We start from the raw sequence: 21996 nt of genomic DNA on the forward strand, positions 1-21996 counted from the left end.
GACTTCAGTCCTCTGAATATGCGGACTGAAGTCCGCACTACAAACACTGTAATTTGGTTCGTAGTGAGGACTTCAGTCCTCTGAATATGCGGACTGAAGTCCGCACTACAAACACTGTAATTTGGTTCGTAGTGAGGACTTCAGTCCTCTGAATATGCGGACTGAAGTCCGCACTACAAACAATATATCTATCGTAGTCCTACGGAAATCTCATTGATTTTTTCCTATTAATCGCTCAACTTCCGATATTTGTAAATTCATCATTTGTGCAACTTGCTCTAAATCCATTCCAGAATTTAACAGTCCAGAAACGAGCGATCGCAAAGCGGATTCCGCCGCCAGCCGTGCAGAATGTTCGGCCCGCCGTGCAGAATGTTCGGCCAGCCGTGCAGAATGTTCGGCCCGCCGTTCTTGTTCCGATTGCTGGTAAGTTTTGAGAAACTCTCCTGTTTGAGGATTTCTAAACCTTAATTCTCCAGAGACTATGTGCAATTCTAGTCCCAATACTTCGCTATACAACCACAGCGTATCAAAAGCAATTTCGTGTGCCAAAATCGGCTGGTACTGGTTGTTAACTAAACGCAATCCTTGCAAGATCGGATTCAAATAATCCCCAGACGGATCGTACTGAAAGTATTCCTTGACTCCCAAACTTTGATAGATTTCTGGTTTAGTTTGTTGGTCTACATCTTGAGTTGTTTCTGATGTTATTTCTAAAACAAACTGCGGGGCGATCCCTGCTTCTTTCCAGATTTGATAAGTATCTCTTTGGCGTTTCCTGACTCCAACTACTACATAGACATCAGGGGCAACTACTGCTGATTTGTTGCCTTGTTCGTAATAGACGAAAGAATTTGCGGATACATAAACATCCGATCGCGTTTCAAAATAAAATTTCAGAGCTTCCACGCTGTAAGTCATGTAATCGCGCGTGATGTCACTTTCCGCCATCGGTTCTCCGTCGCTGCTGGGATATTCTATTTCTGATTGTTCGATAGAAGTTAAAACTGTCACAGTTGAAGCCTCCTCTGTTCTCGCTAATTCGATTTTAGCAGGCTAGAAATTTAATTATTTAATAAAAATACTTTGCCGATCGAGCAATAGACGCTGAAAACCCCGACTTCGCATCCGAAGTCGGGGTTCTGGGTGGAGAATTACAAACGCGGCGTTTTATCTTGTTTAAAAGCCGCCAGCCATCCGCGAAGTTCGTCGGCCGCAATCTCGCGCCCGCCCAAACCAAAAGCTAGAGCAATCCCAACGGCGATCGCCCCGAGCAACAGCCCGAAAGCCAAATTCACAATATCGCTGCCAATGCCCATCTGTTGCAGCGCCAAGGCTCCAACAAAAGCAATCACCGCGATTCGAGCCGTTTGGCCCAAAAGCCGCGCTTGGCGAGTTCCAGAGCTAGCAATCAAACTAAACGCCAGATTCGCCAAATACAAGCCGATCGCAAATACCACCAAACCAGACAGCACCCTACCAGCAACCAGCACAATACCGCTAACAATCGCAGTCAGCGCTGGAATCTTCAGCACGTCGGTAGCCGCCACCACAGCAAACAGCATGATGCCTACCTGCACCACAATGCCGAGCAATTGCGAAGGCGTGCGTGCGGGAACATCCGGTTCCTGAAGTACGGTTGCGTCGGGATCCGTCGAACTCGACGACGGTAGTTGCAGCGGCTGTTTCGGCTGCATTCCCAACCAAGAAAAGACATTGTTAAAGCCAATTCCCGTCAAGATATTCGTCACCAAATCGCCGATCCAGCGCCCCAAAATGTAAGCAACCGCGAGAATTATCGCTGCTGTAAAAATGTTGGGAAGCGCGCCCAGAATCGTATTGAGCATCGCGATCGCCGGCAAGGAAATCGCCTGGATGTCCAAAGCGTTCAAAGCTGCGATCGCCGTAGGAATCAAAATCAACACATAGACAATTGTGCCGATAATCCACGACAGCGATTGTCCGCCGGAGCTCCGGGAAATGCCAAAGCGAGCGCCCAAACTGTCCGCGCCAGCAGCAGCCAGCAGATTCGTGACAATCCGCTGCACCACTTGAGCCAGCAGCCAGCCCACAAACCCAATCAGCACAGCTTCCAGAATCTTCGGAATTGCCGCCAAAATTTGGTTCAGCAAATTATTCACCGGCAGCAGAGCCTGCTGTAAATCCAGCGATTCGAGAACCAACGGCAAAAACAGCAGAAAAATGAACCAATACAGCGCATTCGCCAGAGTATCGCTCAGTAGCAAAGGAGTCTCGGTGGGTGCAGTACCCACTTGCTGGTTCAAGCGCTCGTCTACGCCAAAAGTCCGCATCGCCCGCGATAGAGCCAATTTGGCAACTGTCGCCACCACCCAAGCAATCCCCAAGAAAATCAGGGCTTTGGCTAACTTCGGCAAAGCACCAGCAATTTGGTTGAGAAAAGTATTCAGCGGTTGCGAGACAGCCGTGAGATTCAGCCGGTTGAAAAAGGCAACTAGGAAAAAGATAAAAATGATCCAGAATACCGCTGCGGAAATCCATTTTTCCACTTGCGGCGATCCTTCTCCTTCCGGGCGCCCGGTAATCCAAGCAGCCAGTCGGTTGTCGATCGTCGTTTTCTTGAGCAATCCGCCGACTAGCGATGAGACGAGGGCTGATACGATCAAGCCAATTAGCAGGATCCCGATCGCCCAGACGAGATTTTCAATGTCTTTGCCCGCAAATAGATTGTTTAATCCCCGCTCCGCTTCTGAGAGCGGATTCGGGGCTACCTGGGCCTGTGCCAAAAGGCGATCGGACAAAGCCACTATTGGCCCCGATATCGGTTGAGTTATTTCTTGCCAAGTTTCATTCATTTTTTTCTCAGGTTAACGTCAGATTTTGACAGGAGAAGACGAAACTTTAAGAATAGTTCCACCAAATCTAGACCTCGCCTAAATTTAATGTTTGTACGCTTAAAAGCGTACTGGGTTAACTACAAAACCCTCGATCGAATTTGGGATCGATCCATCTCCGACTGCTTTTGGGCCAATCTTCATTCAAAGAACCGCTGACAGCGGCATTTATGAGTTGTCCGCTTTGGGTTCTGAACAATCCCCTTTTTACTCTACAGCCAATGTACTCAGATTTTTGTTGAATTGGTTCCAAATCCAAGGCAGAACACTTAGATGTGTAACTCTCCCCTACTAACAGAACTTGAATTTCAGCAATTTGTCCTTTGTACTGCAACATTTGCACGAGCCGGCGATGCGGAATGCAGGCAAATTTTTGAGGGTTAACCTTGCCAGGATTAATCCCATCTTTCAAATCCTGGTTCCCGCCTACAACCAGCAAGCCAATTTGATGATTGACGAGTTCTTTAATAATTGCGGAACTCGTTATGTGGAGGTAATAATCCACTTTGCAGTTACGCTTGTGCCACAAATTGGCGACTTTTTTACTGTTTTTTTGGGTGGCGGGCAGCAACGATTTCAATATTGATGAAACCCGATTGCAGTATTGGTTAGTTGACTTGAGTGCCCGTCCGTCGTAGATTTTCGGTACTAACCCAGCAATATTGTAGATTAATGTTGCCAGATTGTTTAATCCTAAATCTATGGCAGCTACTCTCTGATTGACTTGTAAAGGCTGTTCTAATTTTTCATAAACTACCTCGACAATATAACAGCCCACCTTGGGAACAATCCAGATTTCCAGAATCGAGGTCACTTTTGAGGGCAACCAAATATTAGTCCCAGAGGGATGAGCGTATACTTTTTTTAAGACTTTTTTGCAGGCAGCTTGAGAATCCAATACAACTACATAGCGCCAGCCTGCTCTTTTTCGCTCTTTTGAATCTTGATAATCAGGGATTTTGGGTGCTGCTTTAAATTTAGTTGGGTCTTCCCGATAGTTTCGCACCGCTACATGATATCTAGTCCATGCTTTGAGGAGTAAACCGAGGGTGCTTTTTGCTACCTTTGCCGGAAGTGCTTTGTAATCTGAAGTGGTTTTGAACGCCCGATCGGCAGCCCAATGGTTTGTTTGTTCGTTAGCGAAAAAGTTTTGACAGTAAATGTAGTTAGCGCAGTTGTAAAGATTTTTGTACAGCCATGAAAGTCGATCGGCTTCTCGATAAAACCTATAACTTGGTTTGATGACGTGCTTTTCAACTAACTGCATAATTTGGTATATATACTGTTATTTCCCGATGATACACTGTATTTAGGAGTGTGTCAATGTTTTACTTTATGCAAAAATTGACGTTATAACTAAGTAAATAACTCTCTTAGTAAGCAAAGTCTTACAATACCCTTCTTGTTGCAGGTTTCCATGTCTATTCGTCAAGTTTTCGAGCAATCCATTGAAATTCGCGCTGCTGCTACGTTGGTGGAGCGTTGTATAGTCGATCGCACTTTAATGCACAAATGGCTCAATCCGCTGCTGCGTTGCGATCCAGAGGGCGAATGGGATACTGCTGTAGGAAGTCGCAGTTTATTTATCATAAAAATTCCCGTTTTGCAACCCACTTTAGAGAGTGTTGTGTTGGAGCGACAACCCGGTTTAATTGTATGGGGGTTCGACGGATATTTCAAAGGATGCGATCGCTGGGAATGCCAGCCCCAAATCCAAGGGACTCTCTTGATTAACCGCTTTGAATTTCAAATTCCCAATCCTTTAATTAGATTTGGATTCAATCGCTTTGCAGCCCCTTGGACGCAAAAAGATATGAAAAGCCAACTGCGCCGACTCAAACGGGTAGCCGAGCAATTATCTCAACAAATTGGCTAGGGCATCGGGCATCGGGCATCGGGCATCGGACATCGGTAATTGATAATTGGTAATCGGTAATTGGGAATGGGTGAAGCAAAATCCGCAATCCCCAATTACCAATTACTAATTCCCAATCCAGAGCAAAATGATTTACTTCCCAGCCCCCGATGATGAGTTGGGCTGACAAATCATTTGTCTTGCTTGACCAGCCGTACTTTGCAAACCCGGGGAATTCTGATACATAGCTTGCAAATCTTGGACATCTTTAATCACTCGCTGGTAGATAGCCATCGCTTGATTGCCATCAACTTCTAACGCAGGAGGAGTGTAATTCTGCATCACTTCCATCAGCGATATTTTGCCATCTTTGGAAGCTGCGACTAAAGCATCGCGCAGTGCCGGCGCGCTTTGTGCCTTTGTAGCCGGGGTATAAGCAACTTCGCCCAATTGTTTGAAAACAATTTCCCCAAAATAAGTATTTGCCAGCCGCGAGACTATTTGGGGATCTAAAGCCACTTCTCGCGTTAATATTTCGCGCACCGATTCGGGAGTTTGTTTTGCAAGACTCAAAACGCTTTGCAATTGAGATGATGGTTTGCCGGTTTGTGCAAAGCTTTGCAAATCGCTCATGGGTAAAGTTACGTCAACAGCACCGTATTTTACAGTAACTTTGTCTAATGCAAAGGCTTTGCCACTGCTCAGCAATACTGTACTTGTTCCCACCAAAAGCGCCAAACCTAATGATAAAGACTTTGAGATTCTTTTGGCTAAATGGGCTGACTGCGGTTGCATTCCGTTGAGATAACCTTGTTGAAACTTAAAGTTCATGAGTTTATGCCTCTTTACGTCAAAATACTTTTTCGTTCGATCGAATGCCCAGGTATCAGTCGGGAAAGTGGACTCAGGTGTTCCTTCATTCAGTTGACTGCTTGACAGTTGACTGCTTGACAGCGACCTCTCTCTACCTGGAAGTCCGAGGATTGGAGTAATTAATCATCTGTTTTTAATTTCTCCCGATCGGGCTTGGGGCTTTAAACCTATTTTTTCGGGTAAATGACCTAGTCATTTTACAGTCATGTCTGTCAAATTGAACCTATCAAAAGATAGGTGTTAATTGACATTTTATATGTTATACTCCGACTTTTGACAATTTTATATACCTTTGCAAAACTTATAAAAGCGAGATTTGGCGATCGCCCCGCGAGTATATAGATTGTCGGTTTCACCTGTGATATTGTGCGAGCCAATAGCTGCAAGCTTGACTAGCGATCGCAAATTTAAGTTTAGTTTTGGTCGAGCCTTTCGAGCAATAGGCGAATTCTAGCAGCATCCTCAGCATTCGGAGCATTTGTCAGGTATAATTCCAAATCGTGCCGCGCCTCGGCCAAGCGCCCCAGTTGATAATAGAGAATTCCGCGATCGCGCCTTTCCCCCAGTGCATCAGGAAACAGCAGCAAAAGCCGATCGATCGCCGCCAGAAACCTCATAGCGTCACCCTGTTGGAAGTAAATCGCCTTCAGATTTCCCAGCATTCGCCCCAATAACTGCCGCGGACTTACTGGCGCGAGAAAAGCCGGCTGCAACTCCATAGGTTGACCGTAAATTTGACTAAGTCTCCCTTGACAATCTTCAGGAAATAGTATCTCGCCACCATTAAAGGCATCGACAAAAATCCCAGCATCCTCAAAATCCGGCCTAATCAAAAAATGTCCCGGCATCCCAATCCCCACCATCGGAAAATCAATCCGCTTAGCAACCTCCAAATAAACCAAAGATAAAGAGATGGGAATACCAGTGCGGCGATCGATCACTTGATTCAAAAAGCTATTGCGGGGGTCGTAATAATCAGCATTATTGCCGGAGAATTCCAAATCGTCATACAAATAGCGGTTAATAGTTTGAATGATCCGAAGTGGATAATTCTGTGGCGGGAGGCGCAAACGCACTCGATCGGCGATCGTGTCAAGCGCGCTGAGATAATCCAGAGGCTCAAAATTTGGGTATTCTTCCAAAGCCATGTACAGCGCAGCTTTCGCCAGGTCGATCGCAGCGTCTGGCTGATTAATTTCTTGATAAAAGAGTTGTCTGGCGATCGTCAAATTCATATTTATGATTGATTAATTTTTTAATAAACATCGTGCGAGATTGCCTCTCGCCTATTTAAATTGTATATCCTGATTGAGAGGGAGCGAGGGAGAAGGGCAGAGGAAGATAGAATTCTCCACAGTCATCGAAAGATACAATTTAAATGTCGCAACAGCTTAGGCATCCCGCGAATAACCTATGAATGGCAGAATGCGAGTTCGATCTGGAGCATCTCAGTTTTACATTATTATAGTGCGAGCTTAAAAGCTCCCATATTTTACAATACGCAAGTTCGCGACAGCTCGCACTCAAAGAAAAAATGCTTTTTACAAAACCCAGACGCACCCGAATGCGAGTTCGATCGAAGATGGCAGATACTCAAATTTTACCCTGAAATTCAGCTTCGGGAATACATCCGGACTCATTTAGATAGAGACAACACTTTAATTTAGAGTTTAAATTGATAAAATGGTAATCTACTGCACAAATATAGATAATCGAAATTGTAACCGTGAATGTAGAACAAATCGATCGCCTGCTAGCCCAGTGGAAACAGAATCTCGATCGCATCAGTCAAAATCTGATTGACTTGCATGGATTGCCAACTTATCAACAACTGACTGCAATGCCGTCTGACGTTGAGTTGACTGGCAAAACAAAAGCAAAGGTTGTTCCCGCACTCAGTGCGATGAATGACCTCTTTCAGAATTTTGATTTGTTAGTGAAAACGATCGATCGCGCTGTGATACTCCGCAAGCAAGTTCCTAAGTTTTTGAGTTCCAGTGCAGAATCTCAACTGCGTGAAATTGAATATCTTTTAACGGGAAATTCGATTCAACTTGGCGAACAACAAATTCCTCTAGCACAGCGAGACTTGCTAAGTGCAGCCCAAACCCAAAATGCAATTGCACCTGCGAAATTACTGGAAGTGATGACTGCTGCTTTTCAAGTCGCGAAGGATGTGGTTGTCGCAGTGGAGACGGCACAATCGCATTTAGCAGCACAACTGACGCGATCCCAAACTGAAATGCGATCGATCCAAGCTTTAGCTGACTCTCTCGGTGTTCGGACGAGTAATGAACTAGCAGTTGCCCAGCAAAAGTTGCTCGATTTTGGCGATCGCATTATCTGCGATCCTTTAGGTGTCAGCGATGAGTTCGAGCGAGAAATTGAACCAATTATCATTCGAGCGAGACAGTATTTAGAAGAAATCGCTCGGGAAAAAGCATCGGTTAAACAAGAATTATTTCAAGCGCATCAACTTCTGCAAAACTTAATTCATTTAAATCAGCAACATCAAACTATTTTTGCAGAGTATCAGGAAAAAATAACAGAAACTGCAACACGATCGCAGCCTTTAACAAATGAACAAATTGAAGCTTTAAATCAGTGGCTTGCTCGGCTAGAAATTAAATTTAAAGAAGGCATATTGCAACCTGTTAAGATTGGTTTACAGAATTGGCGAGTCAGAACGCAAGAGTATTTATCCGCTCAACAGCAAGCTTGTACAGACAATCAAACTGCGCTAGAAATGCGTCAAGAATTGCGAGGACGACTCCAAGCACTGCAAGCTAAAGCATTAGCTAAAGGGATGGCAGAAAACGAATATTTGAGTCAAATTGCCCAACAAGCTAAGGACTTATTATATACTCGACCCACTCCTTTAGAGCAAGCAATCCAGCTTGTCAGTGAGTATGAAAAGGTATTGAATCGTTCTTTTAAGTCGATATAATATCGTATACGATCGATTGACCGCAATAAGTTAGGTTCGTAGTGTGGACTTTAGTCCGCAGTATGTTGCGGACTAAAGTCCACACTACGAACGGTTTTTGTTATGGTAATCGACCGGACTTGATATAACTGACATCTTGCACCATTATCAATAGGAAGAATTTCATGTTTGCAAAAAACATTTATTTTGACAGTCTGATATGTCGTAGTAGGGTGCGTCAGCCACTTCTCTTGGCTCCCCATCTAAAAATTAGGCTAATGGCTGACGCACCCTACAATATCTACAATAATCGCGAGCTCTTTGGCGAGCGATCGCACTGCATTCAATTGACATTGGTGCATGATTTTCGATAACCAACTCGCTGGAATATCAAGAATATTCCTTCAAACGCAGATTGAGTCCCAAAAAGGTTAAAATAGCGATCGCACTAATTAACCCCAGACTGAATATCTCAACTTGGTACGTATTTTTAAACGCTCGATCGAGCATAGCCCCCTGCAAAATATCATCACTTGATTGCTTAGATTTATCTGGCACGTACCCCACACTTTGGAACCCTCGATCGAGATTAGTCGTAAACGCTGTAAAATTAATTTCGGTGACATCCTGGTGTTGCTTAAGGAATTGCTGGAACGCCCAATTAGATTGCCCCCGATCGTTGCCCGTACACAGTGCGATCGCTTCAGCTTTTTTGCCGCTATTTGCCAGCGATCGAATCTGTTTGTCTATGTTAACATAAACCCCAAATGCCGATAACATTTCCACCGCCGCGTCTCGCTCTCCACTAAAGGTAATATTGGCAAATTCTTCGGCGAATAATCCACTAAAGCCCGCGACATCCTTGACGTTGGATTGCTTGAATTCTTTAGCTAGGGATTCAAAATTTAAATTGCCGGGGATGACGACAATTTTTGCCATTTTCTCAACAAAGTTGCGTTCGTGTTGAGGCGCCAATTCTCGATCGAGTAAATAGCGGCTTTCATCGGCATTGGCACTGTAGGCAATAGCGCGAGCCTGTCGCAACGGTAAAAGCGAGTTGAAGGCATCCTCCTTGGCGACTTTCAGATGATAGGAAGCCGCATTTAGTGCATTGGTGATATAAAAGAAAAAGACGATCGCACATAGGGTAGCTCCCAGCAAATAGGGATTGAGATTGCGGCGCATCCGGTGGTAGAGAAACAGTTGTAATAGTCCCAATACGACAAGTGGCAAGAGGTTGCCAATAACTGCGAGAAACAAGAGGTTAGCCGATCGAGCTTTTTGTGAGATATAAGCTCGATCCAGACTCTCTAAGTTAACCTTCTGCAATTGTTCGGCAGCAGGCAGTAAAATCGAGTCCAAAATGTTTGCTGCTTTGCGATACGCCTCCAAAAGCGATCGCGAATCGCCCCGTTCATTCGCCAATCGCGCCCGTTCGATTTGCGTCATGTAGTCCCCCAGCGATAGGATCAGCGTGCGAATCTGTTGGCGTTCTGCATCCCCCTCCGTAATGTTCTCCGCCGCTAAAGCTAGGAGTTTAGACAGTTTTTCTTGCCGTTTCCGATACTCTTTAACTGCTTCAGGATTCTCGCCCGGTTTGACGAGCAATTCGTTAGCAGCATTGGCATCCAAATCGGCGAGGCTATCTTTAATTCGCTGGGCAGTTAAGACGCTGGGTGCGGTATTTTTGCCGATGGTTTCGATCGCATCGCGCTGCATTTTCACTGCTTGATTGGCAGTCCCCAAGGCTAAAAGGCTGACTCCCCACACCAGGTACAATCCCCATCGCAGAATCTGAGGGGTGGTGAATTTGGTTTGCCAATTTGCGATCGAACTTGGTTTTTTTCTTGAATGAGAATTGCTAGTAATTTGGCTCATAGATTTTGTAATTGGTAAGTGGTCAAAAGATGCGGACTTAAGTCCGCACTACGAACCGTGAATCTGAGGGGTGGTGAATTTGGTTTGCCAATTTGCGATCGAACTGGGCTTTTTTTTTGAATGAGAATTGCTAGTAATTTGGCTCATAGATTTTGTAATTGGTAATTGGTCAAAAGATGCGGACTTAAGTCCGCACTACGAACCGTGAATCTGAGGGGTGGTGAATTTGGTTTGCCAATTTGCGATCGAACTGGGCTTTTTTTTTGAATGAGAATTGCTAGTAATTTGGCTCATAGATTTTGTAATTGGTAATTGGTCAAAAGATGCGGACTTAAGTCCGCACTACGAACCGTTTTTGTTATTCTGGCAATCTATCGGACATGATATAATTTGTCAGTGGTGGGGCGGTTTATCTCTATCACCGATTTGCCTGCTAGTTAAGACTGAGTAACATTAACAGTCAGCTTTGTCCAATGTCCTAATGTAATTTCATCCCCATTTTTCAAACTAATATCTGTCATCGGCACAACTTCAATTCCATTGAGAAACGTACCGTTGGTAGAACCGATATCGCGCAGGATTAATGCCCCATCTGGTTGGCGGTGAATGACGGCGTGGCGGTGGGAAATGGCATCGTCCAAATCGAGGGCGAGATCTGGATAAATGGCGCGGACATCGCTAGTGCGTCCGATGAGGGTACTGGGTTGTTCCAGAGGGAAAGTTAGGGGTGCAAACGCGGGCGGTTCCGGGCTACCTTCGCAGCCCAAAGTGCGATCGACTGTGATGAGGAGTTTGGGAGTGCCTGTAGCTGTGGGTGAGGTAGATGTCGCGGAAACACGGGTTGCGCCCGCATTTATAGTACCCGCATCCGGGTTAGAAGAGGCGATTTGCGAAGCGATCACTTTGGGAATTGGAATTTCTCCACTCGCACCGGTGACGAAGTTATAGCCACAAATTTCGCAGAAGTTGCCGCTATCTTCCTCGTGGGGAGTCGCGCAATCGGGACAGTTAATGGTAGCTGTGGCAACTCGAACGGGCGGACTTTTGGCTTCGACAGCAGCACCTCCATTAATCTTCGCGCCGCATTCCGAACAATAATCGGATTCGATCGATTCGTGACCTTTTGGACACTGATAGACTGACATAATTATTTATACGATTTTGGATTTTGGATTTTGGATTGCAGATTTTGGATTGTATAGCAACCGCCAGATAGGTTAGGACATAAATCAATACGATCGCGATCGGAGATTCTCACAGCGAAAACTAATGAAAAATAGACACTCTTGTTTGCTTTGTTCCTCGCAATGACAATCTTAACTGAACCGTATCGAGACATAAATAATGTCATAAATAGATCCTAATACCCTTGAGCAGAAACGGTTAGATGCTCGTACTATGTAACTGTCAACTGTCAACTGTCAATTGTCAACTTTCAACTGTTAACTGCTATAGATTTGGGATGGCTAATTTCTCGAAATTCGTGCCGTTTTAGTCGATCGAGTTTCCAATGCCATTTCGTCTTCCTTCGCCACATTCCGCTTCAAACGAACGGTTCCCGTGGGTGCATCTTCCACCTCCACCACCTGGCGCAGCAGTTTCGCCGTGGCCTCATTACCAGAGTCATGGGCGAGTTTGACAGCCCTTCCCAGCTTAGCCGTCGCCGCTTCTACATCACCTTTATCGCGGGCTTCGAGTCCTTCCTGAATGGTTTGCGCGAGTTCAGCTTGTCCGGTATAGTGTGCAACTCGCCGATCGATTTTCGTCGATTTCTGTTCGTCATCCGTCCACACCGCTAGAATCCGCGCCTCGGTAATTTTCGTTTCCACCCCATCAGCGGTGTAAACTAAACTCGCCCGTCCCGCCAGCATCTCATCTCCCACATTACCGGGATTCACCTCAATGCAGAAGTGGTAATCGCGCGATTCAGCCGTTCCCCAAGCCCCTGTCGGATAGTCGCAAACTTGCGGTTTAATAGATTGAGCGCGATCGGTCAAATCGACAATTTCGGGACTAACTTGCTTGCAGAATCGCACCTTTGCCCCTTGGGGAGTCCACAAACGCAAGGCGACATCACTCACCGTTTTAGTCATTGCTTGGGCGAGAATGGTTTGGAAATCCGCTTCTATTTGCACCGCGTTGGGGATGATATCGGTGGTTCCGAGTAGCTTGTTGGCAATAAACTGAAGCTGCTTGACGCGCCAGTCGGTTCCCACGCCCCGACAATCGCACTGGAATACCCCTTCGCACGCTTGCAGCACGTTTTCCAGGCGTTTTTGGTCGGAATCATCGTTTTGCCCGTCGGTAAGCAATAGGGCTTGTCTGACGGCATTGGGCATCTGTTTGAACTGCGTTAGTGCAGCTTCCAGCCATTGGGAAATTAATGTGCCGCCACTGGCTTGGACTTCTTTAATTTTGGAGATGGCTTGGGATTTGTTTTCTGCTGTGGCTGGGGAAGTGGGAAAAATTACCTGGGCGCGAGTGGAACCTACCACTATAAAAAAGCAGGTATCCGCCGGAATTAACTGTACAAGTTTAATCATCGCATTTTTGGCGGCGTGGATTTTTCCGCCCTGCATCGAACCGGAAATATCGCAGATAATCCCGAAGAGTTTGCCTCCTGTTTGAGGTGCGATGCCGATGGTTTCGTCCCCACGGACGGTGACGGTCATAATCGCATTGACTTCTCTGGAACCTTGATGCAGGTAGGGATTTTGGAAGACTTCGGCTTGGAATTGGGTAGACATGGTTTTTGAGTTGTTGAGTAAATTTTGAGTAAATGCGATCGATGCTTTTTTCAGTAAAAATGATGCTAATTTACAGATTGAGAAAAGAGATTAGAGTGTAGGTTGAGTAGAACTGAGAGCTTGCAGCATTATCAATAATCCTGTAAGGGCGGGTTTACCCACCATCTATAATGAACATCGACAATTTACTAGAAAGAATTGGTTGAAAGCCGCAATCCCGATCAGGAGAAATTAAAATCAGACTATTCATTACTCCAATCCTCGGACTTGTAGGGAGAGGTCGCTCTCAAACTGTCAACTGTCAACTGTCAACTGTCAACTGTCAACTGTCAACTGTCAACTGTTGAAAAAAACCCGCCCTCACCTAACGACAGAAATTCGATCGCACAATCTCAGAAACCGGGTTTCTTTTTATATGCTTCGTACTCAGCAGGCCTTATTCACAGAAACCCGGTTTCTCGTCACCCAGGGATAGAATTGCGATCGCACATTCCTCAATTTTATCAAAAAGCGCGATCGTGAATCTCTCGTTGGGTGGGGGCAGGTTTATTAAGATTGTTGGTACTCATTAGATATGGTTGGCGAACCTGCCCCTACAGGTTAATGCAGAACGTTGCAATATCTTATTTACATCCCGTACACTGCTGCCGCAGCAGAACTTCCTTCTTCCTTCATATAATATTATCCTCAAACGATTAACAGAGTGACAGTAATGTTATCTCGCCCGCCACAAGAGCGAGCAAATTCTACGAGATGGCGCCCCATGCCGATCGCATCTTCTGAAGCATTGCCCTTGATTAGATCGGCGAGTTGTGGGGCGTCGGGTGCATAATTCCACAATCCATCCGTACAAAGTAACAAATATCCAGAGCCGGGAATCGGAAACTGCACCATCGAAGGAATCGCATCATTTTTAGCATCCACACCCAGCCAGCGCGTAATGGCATGAGCTTTATCGGACTTGCTAGCTTCGGCTGCGCTCATTTGTCCCGATGTAACTATTTCGTTAAACCAAGAATCATCTCGCGTCAGCAGTTGGGAGTTTTCCCGATCGATCCAGTAGGCGCGACTATCTCCCAACCAAGCAATTGTCGCGATCGCATTTTGGACGACTGCGGCTACAATCGTCGTCGAAGGTGCATCTTGATTCAAACTTCTATGAGGAATAACACAGACTTCATTGAGTGCGGCAGCGATTCCGTGTTGGAGAGCTGTTTCTGGAGGGAGATGTTGTTGCAGAGCAGTGACAATGCCATCTCTGGCACCTTCTGCCGCTGCTTTTGATGCCAATTCGGGAAACTGAGAACTCGACACCCCATCGCAGGCGATCGCAATATAAGTGTTGCTGCTTTCTATTACCGCACAAGCCAAGTAATCTTCATTGCGTTCGTGTCTCAATCCCCGATCGCTCACTCCCGCGAAATTAGGCTGAAGATTCACTTCCATGCGATCGGTTTCTCGGACTTGCCGGCGTTCATTCTTAAACCCGCAAACCGAACAGTATCCATCGGTATCGATCGCCTCTGGTGCCGCGCCGCATTTATTGCATAGTTTTGTAGAATTTTCAGTAACATTGACGGGTGCATTGACCAGTGGCGTACCGCATTCTTCGCAAAAGCGATCGTCTGTTTGAACTACAGCTTCACAGTTGGGACATTGCATATAGCCTTTCTCAGAAAGATGAGGTACTCATGGGGATAGGGCATTGGGCAAACAGGGCAAACAGGGCATTGGGCAAACAGGGCATTGGGCAAACAGGGCATTGGGCATACCTCACTTTTTTGAGAACCGCTATAGTTTGGGTCTAAAAAAAGCATAAGTAACAAGAAAATATGGCGGTTCAAACCGCGACTACAGGAGTAAAACCTGCCTGCACAGGTTAAAAATTCCTGAGTCCTTCTGATCTCGGACTTCGTTTCTGTAGGAGTGATATCGTTTCCGGTTGCATCAGAATGATTTAACCGCGAAGGCGCAAAGGACGCAAAGGAAGAGAAGAGAGAGATTAATACAGGACGATGCTAACGGATTTGATATGAATTGCATTCGCTTTTCTCTCCTACAACCACGTTCTCGGACGCACGCGATTCGCCTCATCAACCAAACGAATCTTTTCCACTCCCGTGGATAAATGTGCCATGGCGCGCAAGGCTTTTTCTAACCCTTTTCTCAGCTCAACTTCTTGCAGTTGATGACCCAAAAGGACGATCGCCGATGGCTGAATCGCTTTTGAAGCGATCGATCCTAGGGCCGTTTCTAAAAGCTGTTTCGTCAAGCGGTGCCGCTCCATGCCTTCGAGCGTTAAGGCTTCGAGCGTCGTGGCTGCTAGGCTCAACTCCTTGGCTCCTGGTGCGGTATGTTTTGGATCGATCAGCATCCGTGCCATTTCCACCCGCGATCGCACCGACAAATTCGAGGTTGGCGGCACTCGTCGCAACGCCTCCACCGCCGCCTGACGATCGCCTGTGGCACTCAAACACCTGGCCAAGCCAAACGTCGCGCTAACGTAACTGGGGTCAGTCCGACACACGCGATCGTAAAGCTTAATTGCCTGCTTGCGATCGCCTGCCAATTCCGCCGCCAGCGCCAATCCCAGTTGGGGAGCCAGTTCCCCCGGCAATTCCGAGTAAACGCGATCGAACTGTTCCTGTGCCGGTTTTGCCTGACCCCGCGCCAGCAGCAACCTACCGCGATACCAACGCACGCGCCAATCCCAAACATCGAGTTGTTCGGCTTGCGTTAGTGCCGTTTCGGCGGCTGGATAGCGGCGAATCTCGATCGCACTGTCAGCCAGTCGGAGTAAGGCTTCGCGAGAGTTGGGATACTGCTGCACCACCTGCTCCAAATTCACCTGACGTTGTATGGGATCGGCGATCGCTTGGGCATTCAATACGGCGTTAAAAGCTGGATCGTTGCTATCCATCGTCGGTACGGGCAACTGTCGGAAGTCCGCGCCAATCGGTTCCAAGTCTGAAGATGCCGTCAGCGCGAGCATATCGGAGCCGAACAGGGTACTGGCAGCCGGATGCGGCGTATTTGTTTCCAGCGCCACCACTTCCCGCAACACGCCCAACAATCGATCGGCCATTTCCTCCGCCGACTGGAAGCGATCGTCAGCGTTGTACGCCGTGGCTTTGAGCAAGAAGCGATAGAGGGATTCTTGGTGGGCAAATAGGGGCTCTTCTTGCGGACTGGGTAACTTGTACTGGTGTTGTTTGCTGAAGCCCGAAATGTTCGTCACCAAGACGGCGAGGGTGCGGGCGATCGTGAATAAATCCGAGACGATGGTGGGCCCTTCTCCTGCTTCCGGTGCGCTGTACCCCACCGTTCCGTAGATGTCCCCGTCTAAGTCGTCAATGCGCCGCACCCCACCCATATCGATCAGTTTCACGTCATTGCTTTCGAGCATGACATTATCCGGTTTGAAGTCGCAATAAACTAAACCTTGAGCGTGCAGGTAGGCAAAAGCGCCGAGAATGCGGTGAATGTAGGCGATCGCTTCAGCAACGGGTAACACTCCGCGCGTCTTGCGAATCTCCTTGAGCGTCTGACCTCCAACGTACTCCATAATAATGAAGCCTTCGTTGAGGTGGTTGACGAAGTTGTAAATCCCAACGATGTTAGCGTGTTTGACAGAGGCGAGGAATTGGCGTTCGGCTACAGCAACGGCGGCGCTGGCTTCATCCTCCGTGTTGAGCAACCCTTTAAGAACGACGTAGCGCGACAGACTCCTATCAAATCCCAAATAGATCCAGCCGAGTCCCCCATAGGCGATCGCACCTTTGACTTCGTACTGGTTAATGACGCGATCGCCCGGTTTGAGGCTGGGAACGAAGGAATACTTATGGCCGCACTTCGGACAAAACCCTCTTTCCCGACTTAAAGCGTTGTTGCAACTGGAACAGAAGCGTTTGTTTTCCGGGACTACGGCTTCTGCAAGCAGCGCCTTTTCCGGTTCAGTGGAAGGGAGTTCCGGAATCGACACCAATCCCGCACCTAATTGTTTGCGGCTGCTTCTAGAGGTGCTACCCGTGCGCCGGGAACTGCGGTGGCTGGCGGAGGATGAACCCGTCGGCGTACTGGCTGTGGGTGAATTGGTTCTCGATACGCTTGCGTTCGATGCAGTAGGGAAAGGCGAAGAGAGCAGCCGTTCAGCGGTTTTGACGGCCGCCATGCCGCAGACATCACAATAGCCATCTTCGATCGTTCCCGTACAACCCGATTTTTGGCATTTATCGCCATCCATTATTACAGATTTCCTTAAGCAAGAATTGGTGTATGGTGGATTGTTTCACATATTTCAAGTATGCGCGATGAACTCAAGTTCGAGGATATTTGGGATAGCTTTGCAATAGAATTTAACGAAATTTAACGATGACCATCCTGTTAATCCTTTTTATCTAAAAAAGCCACTATTTTTAATAAAGCTTCACGATAGATTTTTTTCCCATCAGCATTGAGGTGAACGCCATCGGAAGTCAAATTAGCCTTCAAAGCTTTACCTTCAAATAACGGCTGCAAGCCAGCTTCATCAATTGATAAATTTTCAGCAGCAGCAACCGGGCGGAGCAACTGATTAAACTTATCGACTCTCGGAATCGGAGCAGCAATAGTAACATCGCGACTTGCCTCAACAGTGGAATAAAAAGCTGGCATCAAAATCACCTGTTTCGCCCCCATATCTTTTTTCACAGTGCTAATTATTTGCTGCATATTTTGCACAAATTGTCCGTCCATACTTCTGTAAATAGCATCATTCGTCCCGAGAGCAACAATCGCGCGATCGCACTTAACTCTAGCAGCAGTTAAAAACTTAAGCTGTTCCAACTGAGAAATCGCAGTCATGCCAGAGATCGCAAAATTGAAAGAACTGTCACCCAGATTATTCCCCAGCATCGAAGTGATGGAATCTCCAAAAAAACAAGTTTCGATCTGCGCGTTCTGAGTCACAGAAACTTGATAACTTACCTCATTTTGCCACCAAGAATGAGAACTCAGCGTATCTGTAGGTACTTGTAAATAATTGGCATTTGCCATTACCAAAATTCTACCCAAATAGCCCTCTTTCCCTGTATAAATCAAAATAATAGATAGCAAAAATACATTCAACACAATCGAAAATATAGAAACATTTTTCATTTCTTTTACCCTAATGCACAATCTATTGTCATCTAAAAAAGGTTTGAGCTTTCGGACTTCAGTCCTTCTTTTTGCGGACTAAAGTCCGAACGATCAAAGCCATTATCAAAAAATTTTTCTCTCTTGCTTCTCAGATCTGGACTAAAGTCCGAAAAATTTCTTCTCTCTTCTCTTCCTCTCTGCGTTCTCTGCGCCCTCTGCGGTTGAATTCTGTAGTTAATTTATCATTTTCAAATCCCGTGACTTTTCCCAAGCACCCAACTGCGACGAAAAATCCGAGCCAAAGTCGATTCTTCCAACGCAAAATAGATCGGGCGGCCGTGCGGACAAGTGCGCGGATTGCGAGTTTGCTGCCATTCATTCAACAAATTTTGCATTTGGGAAAGATTGAGAGGAGTACCGTTGCGAATAGCGCTGCGACAAGCAGTAGCAACTTGAGCAGCTTGCAAATCTGCAACTTTACTGAGTTCAAAAAGCGCATCCGCACAGTCATCTCGATCGACCAATAAATCCGGTATTTCCCGCACCGCCCATAACTGTTCGCCAAAACTTTCTACTTCCAAACCCAACCGAGACAAATTCTCAATTTGCATGGCAGATAATTGACTGAGAATCACTGGTTTTTCTAGAGATTTTAGCTGCCAATCAGCGCAGATACGTTCGTACAAAACGCGTTCGTGAGCGATGTGCTGTTCGACTAACCACATTCCGCTAGAGTGTTCTGCAACAATGTAAGTATTGTGAACTTGAGCGATCGCCCTCAGTTCCATCAATCCTATTTTACGATTTGTTGTCTGTTCGTCACCGCGATCGCTCTTTCGAGCTGAAGCCCCCAGGCTGTAAGCACTTTTTTGTTCTGATGCTTTCAGCAACTGTCCCACGCGATCGGGAATTGGAGGATCTGCTAAAACCTCATCATTCAGGTGCAAAGCCCGATCGATTGCAGCGCCAACTTGTGCTTGCCAAAAACTCGGATCGTGCAGATAAATTTCCACTTTAGCCGGGTGGCGGTTCCAGTCGATTTGAGAGGGGGAGAGTTGTAGGTGAACAAAACACACGGGATAGCGATCGCGCGGACAAGTACGGGCGAAGGCGCTGAGAATAGTTTGCTCTATTTCGGGCGATCGCACAACCCGCCGATTTACTGCCACCTTAACCCAATCCGGCCGCCTGCGGTGACAGCGATCGGGCAAACCAATTACTAACTCCAAAGACTGGGAATTGGGCATTGGGAATTGGGTATCGGGCATTCGGCATTGGTAACTCGGCTGTGTTTTTGACAATAAAACAGCCGAGTTTGCCAAATAATCTGGCGATTTATTCTTTTCAGGAACTGAAGGCAAACTTACTTTTAAATACTGCAAATCATTCAAGCGAATTCCCCGCACAAACTGAGGTAAAATTTGTTCCGCTGTGCTGGCAGAAGTTACGTAAAAACAAGGCGCATTTCCTTGGCGCAACTGCCAATTAACGTAGGGGTGACAAATTGCAATTTGCTCGATGATTGATTGGATCGATCGCATTTGCTGTGCCGGCGACAAAAAAGTGCGGCGCACGGGCCAATTGCCAAACAAATTAGCCACAGTCACCACCGTACCCGGAGCAATTGCCACTGTTTCCAGCTCCACAGCTTCCCCAGCGTTGTTGTAAACTACCCGCCAGCCCGATCGAGCATTTTCAGCTCCCGCCTTGTTAAACGATGATTTCTCAACTCCTCCCCTTAACAAGGGGGGGCTGGGGGGGTTTCCCCAGACTGTCGATTTTCCCAATAATCTCCGAATCCCAAATCGTTGGGCCTGCTCAAAACCTCCAAACAGCCTAACTGAGCCAAACTGTGCAAAGCTTCACCGCGAAATCCCAAAGTAGCAATTTTGTAAAGGTCAGCTTCCGTGGTAATTTTGCTCGTACTGTGAGGCGAAGCCGCCTGCTGCAAGTTTTCCCGATCCATTCCTGTACCGTTATCCGCAACTTGCACCCGCCATTGTTCGGGCCAAACAGACACAACGATGCGAGTTGCGCCAGCATCCAGAGAATTTTCTACTAATTCTCGTACCGCAGCGGCGATCGAGTCAATAACTTCGCCTGCGGCAATTAAATCGATAACTTCTGCGGGTAAGGTTTGAATAGTAACTGGCATCAGATTTTTAGCAGATCGTTAATTCAATTATAGCTGATTCTGCCACTGCATACACACGATCGTAACCTGCCCAAAAACTGGTACTGTGGCACCTAGTTAAGTCGTAGATGTTCCCAACATTTTAGACAAAAGTTCAAGCTCCCAGATTCACTTTTGGGGCAACTATCCAATCTCAAACTTGTCCTGAGCGTATTGTCCTGAGCGTAGCCGACGAAGGGAGCCGAAGGAAGTCGAATAATCTCAAATTGAATAAATGATTGATTGAATTCGGTGGTGACAAATAAACATTACTTAAACTCGACAGGCTAACGGATAACTTTTGGCAAGCGGATGTAAAAAGTTGTCCCTTTTTTGTTTTCCGACTCATAACTAATTTCCCCTTTGTGAGCATCAACAATCGACTTAGCAATCGCCGTTCCCAAACCAGTACCAGTCCGCTTGCCATAGGTTATAAACGGTTCAAATAACTTATCCTTGATTGATTGAGGAATGCCAGGGCCGTTATCATAAATGCTAATTTCTGCCCAATCCTCACTTTGTGTCAGCATAATCTCTATTCGGCCCCCGCGTCCGCCAAAAGCTTCAACAGCATTCCCAACTAAATTTTGTAAAATTCGCAAAATCTTATTCTCGTCAGCTTCTACTATCACTTCTGATACTCGCAGCACTAAGTCTACTTTTGCTGCCTCAAAATAAACTCTGTTCAACTTTTCAAACTGCTGCAACGTCTGGATGAGATTAACTGGTTTTTTATTTAATGCAGAGTTACCCCGCGAAAATTCTAATACTTCCTCAGCCATGCCCAACATTCGCTGAACTTGCAATTGAATAAGTTCGCACCATTCCTGAGTTTCAGCATCGGGGTGCATTTCTTTGAGCATTTCGCTGGAGAGTTTAATTCCCGTAAAAGGACTTTTGAAATCGTGAATAATTGTGCTCACCATTTCACCCACCAAAACCATTTTTTGTTTGTGTACAAACTGGCTAACATATTGATCGGTGGTAGCGCGCAAATTTTTAATAATGAAACTAAACATTTGCATTACTGAACTGCCTTTAGCAAACTCGAGGTTTGCTATCAATTCTTCGCGGCTTATTTTGGCCAAAGTCGAGCCGGCAACTGCCACAGCTCTTGCACTGCGAGGCTCTCCGTCTAAAACTCCGAGTTCGCCAAAAAAATCGTCGGGCTTAGCGACAGCAATAGTTTGATATTTACTGTTGTCAATCTGCTTGCTAAACTCGACTTCACCTTCTAAAACTAGATATAAAAAATCCGCTGTTTCTCCTTCTTCAAAAACCACTGTTTCTTCAGCAAAACTTTCCAATACAGCTATTTGGCACAGGTGAGCAGCTTGAAGAGGTTCAAAATAAGACATAAATCGATGAGATGCCAGATCCATGTGAAAATACCTGAGGCTTAATTGAAACTGTTTCTTTCTTCTATCTTCGCGCTATAAGCATCGATGCGTTAATAAAATACAATACTGCTGGAATTTGCTGTTATTTTCTGGCATCCCTGGCTTTGAGGGAAGGGTAAGCCTCGATATGGAGAGCCAGACTAGCACAGCGGT

General features: G+C 46.3%; 14 protein-coding genes and 1 pseudogene. 2 read left to right on the forward strand and 13 right to left on the reverse strand.

What is annotated here, in order from left to right:
• Positions 1 to 210: 210 nt before the first annotated feature.
• The 3 genes from QZW82_RS19015 to QZW82_RS19025 all read right to left on the reverse strand — a co-directional run bounded on the left by QZW82_RS19015 (position 211) and on the right by QZW82_RS19025 (position 4140).
• Positions 211 to 1014, reverse strand: coding sequence for a Uma2 family endonuclease (locus tag QZW82_RS19015; protein WP_293151121.1), 804 nt, complete (start codon positions 1012 to 1014; stop codon positions 211 to 213).
• A 140-nt stretch (positions 1015 to 1154) separates the two neighbouring features.
• Positions 1155 to 2834 carry a mechanosensitive ion channel gene (locus QZW82_RS19020; RefSeq protein WP_293151124.1) on the reverse strand — a complete coding sequence of 560 codons (1680 nt, stop codon included), beginning with the start codon at positions 2832 to 2834 and terminating at the stop codon, positions 1155 to 1157.
• A gap of 115 nt (positions 2835 to 2949) precedes the next feature.
• The gene (locus QZW82_RS19025; RefSeq protein WP_293151127.1) at positions 2950 to 4140 is read right to left on the reverse strand and encodes a transposase; all 1191 of its coding nucleotides are present in this window, start codon (positions 4138 to 4140) and stop codon (positions 2950 to 2952) included.
• 150 nt (positions 4141 to 4290) lie between these two features.
• Here QZW82_RS19025 and QZW82_RS19030 point away from each other — a divergent pair, with 150 nt between their 5' ends.
• Positions 4291 to 4749, forward strand: a complete 459-nt coding sequence (locus tag QZW82_RS19030) for an SRPBCC family protein (RefSeq protein ID WP_293151130.1) — start codon at positions 4291 to 4293, stop codon at positions 4747 to 4749.
• A gap of 132 nt (positions 4750 to 4881) precedes the next feature.
• Here QZW82_RS19030 and QZW82_RS19035 read toward each other — a convergent pair whose 3' ends face one another.
• Both QZW82_RS19035 and QZW82_RS19040 read right to left on the reverse strand, forming a co-directional pair.
• Positions 4882 to 5559: an alpha/beta hydrolase gene (locus QZW82_RS19035; RefSeq protein WP_293151133.1), complete on the reverse strand. Its 678-nt coding sequence runs from the start codon at positions 5557 to 5559 to the stop codon at positions 4882 to 4884.
• A 455-nt stretch (positions 5560 to 6014) separates the two neighbouring features.
• Positions 6015 to 6836 carry a tetratricopeptide repeat protein gene (locus QZW82_RS19040; RefSeq protein ID WP_293151136.1) on the reverse strand — a complete coding sequence of 274 codons (822 nt, stop codon included), beginning with the start codon at positions 6834 to 6836 and terminating at the stop codon, positions 6015 to 6017.
• A 491-nt stretch (positions 6837 to 7327) separates the two neighbouring features.
• Here QZW82_RS19040 and QZW82_RS19045 point away from each other — a divergent pair, with 491 nt between their 5' ends.
• A complete protein-coding gene (locus QZW82_RS19045) occupies positions 7328 to 8548 on the forward strand; it encodes a hypothetical protein (RefSeq protein WP_293151139.1) in 1221 nt (406 codons plus the stop codon).
• A 369-nt stretch (positions 8549 to 8917) separates the two neighbouring features.
• On the opposite strand, the gene QZW82_RS19050 is transcribed toward QZW82_RS19045, so the two are convergent.
• The 8 genes and pseudogenes from QZW82_RS19050 to QZW82_RS19085 form a co-directional block, all read right to left on the reverse strand.
• Entirely contained in the window at positions 8918 to 10405 is a 1488-nt protein-coding gene (locus tag QZW82_RS19050; RefSeq protein WP_293151141.1) for a hypothetical protein, read from the reverse strand.
• Positions 10406 to 10842: 437 nt separating this feature from the next.
• On the reverse strand, positions 10843 to 11550 hold the full coding sequence (locus tag QZW82_RS19055) for an FHA domain-containing protein (RefSeq protein WP_293151143.1): 708 nt from the start codon (positions 11548 to 11550) through the stop codon (positions 10843 to 10845).
• Between the two features lie 321 nt (positions 11551 to 11871).
• The gene (locus QZW82_RS19060) at positions 11872 to 13152 is read right to left on the reverse strand and encodes a VWA domain-containing protein (RefSeq protein ID WP_293151146.1); all 1281 of its coding nucleotides are present in this window, start codon (positions 13150 to 13152) and stop codon (positions 11872 to 11874) included.
• A gap of 687 nt (positions 13153 to 13839) precedes the next feature.
• Positions 13840 to 14814 (reverse strand): protein phosphatase 2C domain-containing protein, encoded by a 975-nt coding sequence (locus QZW82_RS19065; RefSeq protein ID WP_293151149.1) that lies wholly within the window; start codon positions 14812 to 14814, stop codon positions 13840 to 13842.
• Between the two features lie 394 nt (positions 14815 to 15208).
• Positions 15209 to 17395 carry a serine/threonine-protein kinase gene (locus tag QZW82_RS19070; protein WP_293151152.1) on the reverse strand — a complete coding sequence of 729 codons (2187 nt, stop codon included), beginning with the start codon at positions 17393 to 17395 and terminating at the stop codon, positions 15209 to 15211.
• 140 nt (positions 17396 to 17535) lie between these two features.
• Positions 17536 to 18288 carry an SGNH/GDSL hydrolase family protein gene (locus QZW82_RS19075; protein WP_293151155.1) on the reverse strand — a complete coding sequence of 251 codons (753 nt, stop codon included), beginning with the start codon at positions 18286 to 18288 and terminating at the stop codon, positions 17536 to 17538.
• A gap of 230 nt (positions 18289 to 18518) precedes the next feature.
• Positions 18519 to 20425: pseudogene (mutL, locus tag QZW82_RS19080) on the reverse strand (DNA mismatch repair endonuclease MutL).
• 305 nt (positions 20426 to 20730) lie between these two features.
• The gene (locus tag QZW82_RS19085) at positions 20731 to 21825 is read right to left on the reverse strand and encodes an ATP-binding protein (protein ID WP_293151158.1); all 1095 of its coding nucleotides are present in this window, start codon (positions 21823 to 21825) and stop codon (positions 20731 to 20733) included.
• Between the last annotated feature and the right edge of the window lie 171 nt (positions 21826 to 21996).

This window comes from Microcoleus sp. bin48.metabat.b7b8b9.023 (assembly GCF_013299185.1).
Lineage (GTDB): Bacteria > Cyanobacteriota > Cyanobacteriia > Cyanobacteriales > Microcoleaceae > Microcoleus.